Genomic DNA, 5,083 nt, shown 5'->3' with positions numbered 1-5,083 from the left:
GGACACCGATATCGCGCTGCTTCAGATTGACGCTAAAAACCTCACGGCGATACAGACAGGCGATTCAGACGCCCTGAAGGTCGGCGACTATGTCGTGGCAATTGGCAATCCCTTCGGTCTCGGCCAGACCGTGACCTCCGGCATCGTCAGCGCGCTTGGCCGCAGTGGACTCAACATCGAGGGTTACGAGGATTTCATCCAGACCGACGCCTCGATCAATCCGGGCAATTCCGGCGGCGCCCTGGTTACTCTGGACGGCAAGCTGATCGGCATCAACACGGCTATCCTCAGTCCAGCCGGCGGCAATGTCGGCATCGGCTTCGCCGTGCCGAGTAACATGGTTGTTTCCGTGATGAAGCAGTTGATCGCCCACGGCGAGGTGCGGCGCGGAAAGGTGGGGATCGGCATCCAGGATTTGACGCCGGACCTCGCAAAGGCGCTGCAACTCGGAGACCTCCGCGGCGCGGTGATCGCCAATGTCGAACCCGGCTCGTCGGCAGAGAAGGCTGGATTGCAGGTCGGCGATGTCGTCACCGCGATCGACGGACATCCCGTGCAAGGCACGACCGACCTCAGAAACCGGATCGGCCTCACCCCTGCCGGAAGCACTGTCAAATTTGCCGTCAAACGCGCTAATGGCGAAGTCACGATCGACGTGACGATCGCTGCACAGGAAAGCGCGTCGGAGACGCTGGCAGGCACCCTCCTGCAGGGCGCCAAGATGAGTGACGCTTCGGCCGAGGAAGCCCAGCGGGCAGGCGCGGACGGGGTCGTCATCGAGAGCATCGAACCCGCTAGCCCGGCGGCGAGAGCGGGGTTGCGGACCGGCGACATGATCGTGGCGGTCAACCGCAAGCCGGTCTCTTCCGTGTCCGATTTGCGCAGTGCGATCGCTGGCCAGCGCGCAATACTGGCCTTGGAGCTGGTCCGTGACGGGGGGCGTCTTCTGCTGGTTGTGCGATAAACTCCGGAGCCCGCTCGACCTTCCCTCGAGAGCGGGCTCTTCCAATTTCTGGCCGTCGGGATGTTCGCTGCCTACATCACCGAGCATGGGGTGATGACGGACGGCGAGTCCCTTCGACCAACGCTCTCGCCATCAAGCGCGTTGGGAACCGGCAAGTAGGCGTTCGCCATCAGCGATCCCCCGCTAACGGAACGCTTGACGCCGTTCTCCTGCTCGATTCCCCTGATCGAGCGCAGCGATCATGTCGAAGGCAACCAAAAGAACGGCCCACCCCTGATGCCATGCAGGAGCGGGCCTGCGGAGGATAGGGGCTCCGCGCGGCAGCGCACGGCAAACAGCGGAGGGCATAGCGCCGCCGGGCCCCAAACTTACCCGAATGCGAGGTGTTCCTCGGCGTCGGAACATTTTCTTTGTGATCCGGTTTCTCGGGCAGGACCGCCCCCGTTTGAGGTCGCATGGCGTAGCGTGTGCTCGCCAACTTCACCTGGCCGGTCATGTCTCAGGCAGCACACATCATCGCGAAGACGCTCGGCACAGGCCGCCGGGCAGCGTTGGGAACGTCGTGCCGGCTATCCGCGCCATGATTGCTGCACCGGGCTTCCCGGGCTCTCGCTTGACGCCCAGCGGTTCGAGTCGCATTCCCAGCATGTAGTCTAGGCAGCGGCGGCGGCAAATAGCTTCTTCGTCACGCGATTGCGAATGGCGCCTTAGTTCGAGTATGCGATGGAATCCTTGTTTTTTACGGGGGCGGGCGCATGCTTACCGCCTCTTTCTCGACCGCCACGAAATGATTGGCGCCTCATCCTTTTCTACTCGCCGAGCTGCGCCCCGCATCAGACCTTGACGGCAGACCAGGCCAGGCAGCCCGCGGCGACCGGCGTTGTGCTGACGAGAACGGCTCCTTCCGCGTGAAGCGTTATGAGGCCGGCCCAAGAGACCTCGTCGACCACCCAGATTGTCCCACCTTTATCTGTCGATTTTAGGTTCGTCCGCGCCTCGAGTACGGCTCGCATCATTTGGGCCGGGCTTAGACCTTCCCGGAAGACGACGATCGTGTGGGTTGCACCCTCGAAGCGCTGGCCTGCGCCCGCAGTCAGCCCAGCTAGCATGGCAACGCTCATCAAAGCAGCCGCCGCGCCCCGTGCTGGTCCTCCCCGATTGGGCATCAGGAGAACGAGCACCAAAGGCAAGATGCCAAAAATAACCAGCCATCCGATGTCCCATGCCAGGGGCACTTCGCTCGCCATCCTGATCCGGTGAAGGCCGAGCAGCCAATGAATGATGACCGCGTCAACGATGTGCCAGATGCCGAACCCGGCCAAGGCGAGCCGTAGAATTTCGCTCGTCGTGCCGGGGCGCGCGCCAGATGCACGAGCCGCCACGAGCAACACCGTGCCCAAAATGCACAACAGATACATGAGCAGGTGAAAGAGGCCGTCCGCCAGAATTTGGAAGCGCAAGTCTGATCCTGCCGGTTCGCGAAGGCCGGACAGGAGGTGGTGCCACTGCAGGATCTGATGCAGAACGATGCCGTCGAAAAAGCCGGCCAGCGCAAAGCCAACGAGCAGCCACCCGACAACGGCCTTCCGATTGATTGCTGGCCAGTTCAAGCGCATGACTGGCGCCCTACCTCAAAGTGGCCGGACGAGGGGTGACCGGCAACCTCGGTCTGAGGTCGTCGACTGGCGCAGCCGGAATGTCTTCGGTGAGCCCGTGGACGCCATAGCTCGCCTCAATCCAGAACGCACAGATTAGGCCTCCGACCACAGCCAGGAGTACTAGCACTGCCGCAATAGTTTCGAGCATCAGACGTCGCTCCCTGTTCAGCCCGTTTGCCCGAACATCCCGGGGTTGGAGTTGTTCCCTTGGCTTGGAGATTACGGCTGATCATCAGGAACAATACCGTCAATGCGAGGTTGGGACGCGCTTGCCTGCTCAAAGGAGATCACTATGCCAGCCTCATCGGCGAAAGCCGATACTCCGGCTCCGGCGCACAAGCCGGCAGGAGTCACCCGATGGGTGTTCTCAACTAATCACAAGGACATCGGGACACTTTATCTGATTTTCGCGATCCTTGCGGGCATCATTGGCATGCTCCTGTCAGTCGCTATGCGCATCGAACTTCAGGAACCGGGTATACAGATCTTTCCTGGCTTGGCCTCGTTTGTATACGGCCTCGAGGGTGCCACGGCCATTGATGCAGGCAAGCAGCTCTACAACGTATTCACGACAGCACACGCCCTTATCATGATCTTCTTCGCGGTGATGCCCGGTCTGATCGGCGGCTTTGCCAACTGGATGATACCGCTCATGATCGGGGCTCCTGATATGGCTTTCCCGCGGATGAACAACATTTCTTTCTGGCTGCTGCCGCCTGCCTTCATTTTGCTCTTGATGTCGCTGTTCATGCCCAGCGTACCAGGAGGCTATGGTGCAGGAACGGGATGGTTCCTCTACCCAACGCTGTCGACGTCGGGCCATCCTGGGCCTGCCGTTGACCTGGTCATTCTGTCGCTGCACATTGCCGGGGCCTCATCCATCCTCGGGGCGATCAATTTCATCACCACGATCTTCAACATGCGTGCGCCCGGCATGACGCTCCACAAGATGCCTCTCTTCGCGTGGTCGGTTCTGATTACAGCATTCCTTCTTCTCCTCGCGCTCCCCGTTCTGGCAGGCGCGATCACGATGTTGCTGACTGACCGGAACTTCGGCACTGCCTTCTTCCTCCCGGACCAGGGCGGCGATTTGCTCCTCTACCAGCATCTTTTCTGGTTCTTCGGTCATCCGGAAGTCTACATCATGATCCTCCCGGCATTCGGCATTGTGAGCCAGGTAATATCCACCTTTTCGCGCAAACCGATCTTCGGCTATCTCGGCATGGTCTATGCGATCGTGGCGATCGGCGCGATAGGGTTTGTCGTCTGGGCGCACCACATGTACACCAGCGGCATTGGCCTGGACACGCAGCGCTATTTTACCTTCGCGACAATGGTGATTGCGGTGCCGACAGGTATTAAGGTCTTCTCCTGGATCGCCACGATGTGGGGCGGATCGATTCGCCTGCAAACGCCCATGCTCTGGGCGTTGGGATTCATTTTTCTGTTCACAATCGGTGGGGTAACAGGCGTTCAGCTGGCCAATGCTGCGCTCGACCGTGAATTGCACGACACTTACTTCGTCGTCGCGCATTTCCACTACATACTCTCACTGGGAGCTCTCTTTGGGATCTTCGCGGGCTGGTATTACTGGTTCCCGAAGATGACCGGGTATATGTATAACACTCTACTGGCGGGAGTGCATTTCTGGACGACTTTTGTCGGCGTCAATCTGGTCTTCTTCCCGCATCACTTTCTAGGTTTGGCGGGCATGCCGCGCCGCTACATAGACTATCCCGATGCATTTGCAGGCTGGAATATGGTCTCTTCCTATGGGGCCTACATATCTGCCGCGAGCGTACTGTTCTTCCTGGCCGGAGTGGTCGACGCCTTCTACAGACGAAGGGAGGCCGGCGATAATCCTTGGGGTCCGGGAGCCACGTCCCTGGAGTGGATGTTGCCTTCGCCACCCCCGTTCCATCAATGGGACAGGCTCCCGATCATTAAATAGCCCGGGTCGGCGATTTCGGCGCCCATGCGTGACGGTCCCTGCAGCCAATGCCCTGGCTCTCGTGGCCCTCAATCAGCATCCAACACGACGGGGTTGGTGTTGGCCCGGGAGAGTACCGGGCCCCTAGCGAGCCGTTCCTGATCCCCGGTCGGGCTCGCGGATAATTCATCGCCATGCACGAACTTGATAGCCAAACAGAACGACCAGCGCCAAGGAACATTTCTGATCCAAGGATGTTCGGGGAACCCCAACCCTGGAGAAACCTCATGTTCATGCACAATAAGCGACTGCAATACACCGTCCGTGTGTCGGAGCCGAATCCGAAACTGGCATGCATGATAATGGAGCAGTTCGGCGGAGCCGATGGCGAGTTGGCCGCCGCTATGCGCTATTTCGTCCAAGGGCTGGGCGAGGATGATGTCGGTCGAAAAGACATGTTGCTCGACATCGCAACCGAAGAACTAAGCCACCTCGAGGTGGTCGGGTCAATTGTCACAATGCTGAACAAGG

The 5,083-nt window shown here is 59.8% G+C and carries 4 protein-coding genes; 3 read left to right on the top strand and 1 reads right to left on the bottom strand.

Annotation, left to right across the window (positions count from 1 at the left end; translation table 11 throughout):
- The coding region (locus EOA75_RS28485) for a PDZ domain-containing protein (protein WP_127325731.1) at nucleotides 1–964 on the top strand (964 nt) is incomplete at its 5' end.
- 833 nt (nucleotides 965–1,797) lie between these two features.
- Here the strand turns inward: EOA75_RS28485 and EOA75_RS28480 are convergent.
- Nucleotides 1,798–2,580, bottom strand: a complete 783-nt coding sequence (locus EOA75_RS28480; protein ID WP_127325730.1) for a DUF2243 domain-containing protein — start codon at nucleotides 2,578–2,580, stop codon at nucleotides 1,798–1,800.
- Nucleotides 2,581–2,914: 334 nt separating this feature from the next.
- On the opposite strand from EOA75_RS28480, the gene ctaD reads away from it, so the two are divergent.
- A complete protein-coding gene (gene ctaD, locus EOA75_RS28475) occupies nucleotides 2,915–4,573 on the top strand; it encodes a cytochrome c oxidase subunit I (protein WP_127239592.1) in 1,659 nt (552 codons plus the stop codon).
- Between the two features lie 266 nt (nucleotides 4,574–4,839).
- A partial coding sequence (locus EOA75_RS28470; RefSeq protein WP_206517048.1) for a manganese catalase family protein occupies nucleotides 4,840–5,083 on the top strand: 244 nt, incomplete at its 3' end.

The sequence above is a fragment of the Mesorhizobium sp. M1A.F.Ca.IN.022.07.1.1 genome, from assembly GCF_003997575.1.
In the GTDB taxonomy this organism is placed as follows: domain Bacteria; phylum Pseudomonadota; class Alphaproteobacteria; order Rhizobiales; family Rhizobiaceae; genus Mesorhizobium.
This window is presented reverse-complemented; position numbering and strand designations above follow the sequence as displayed.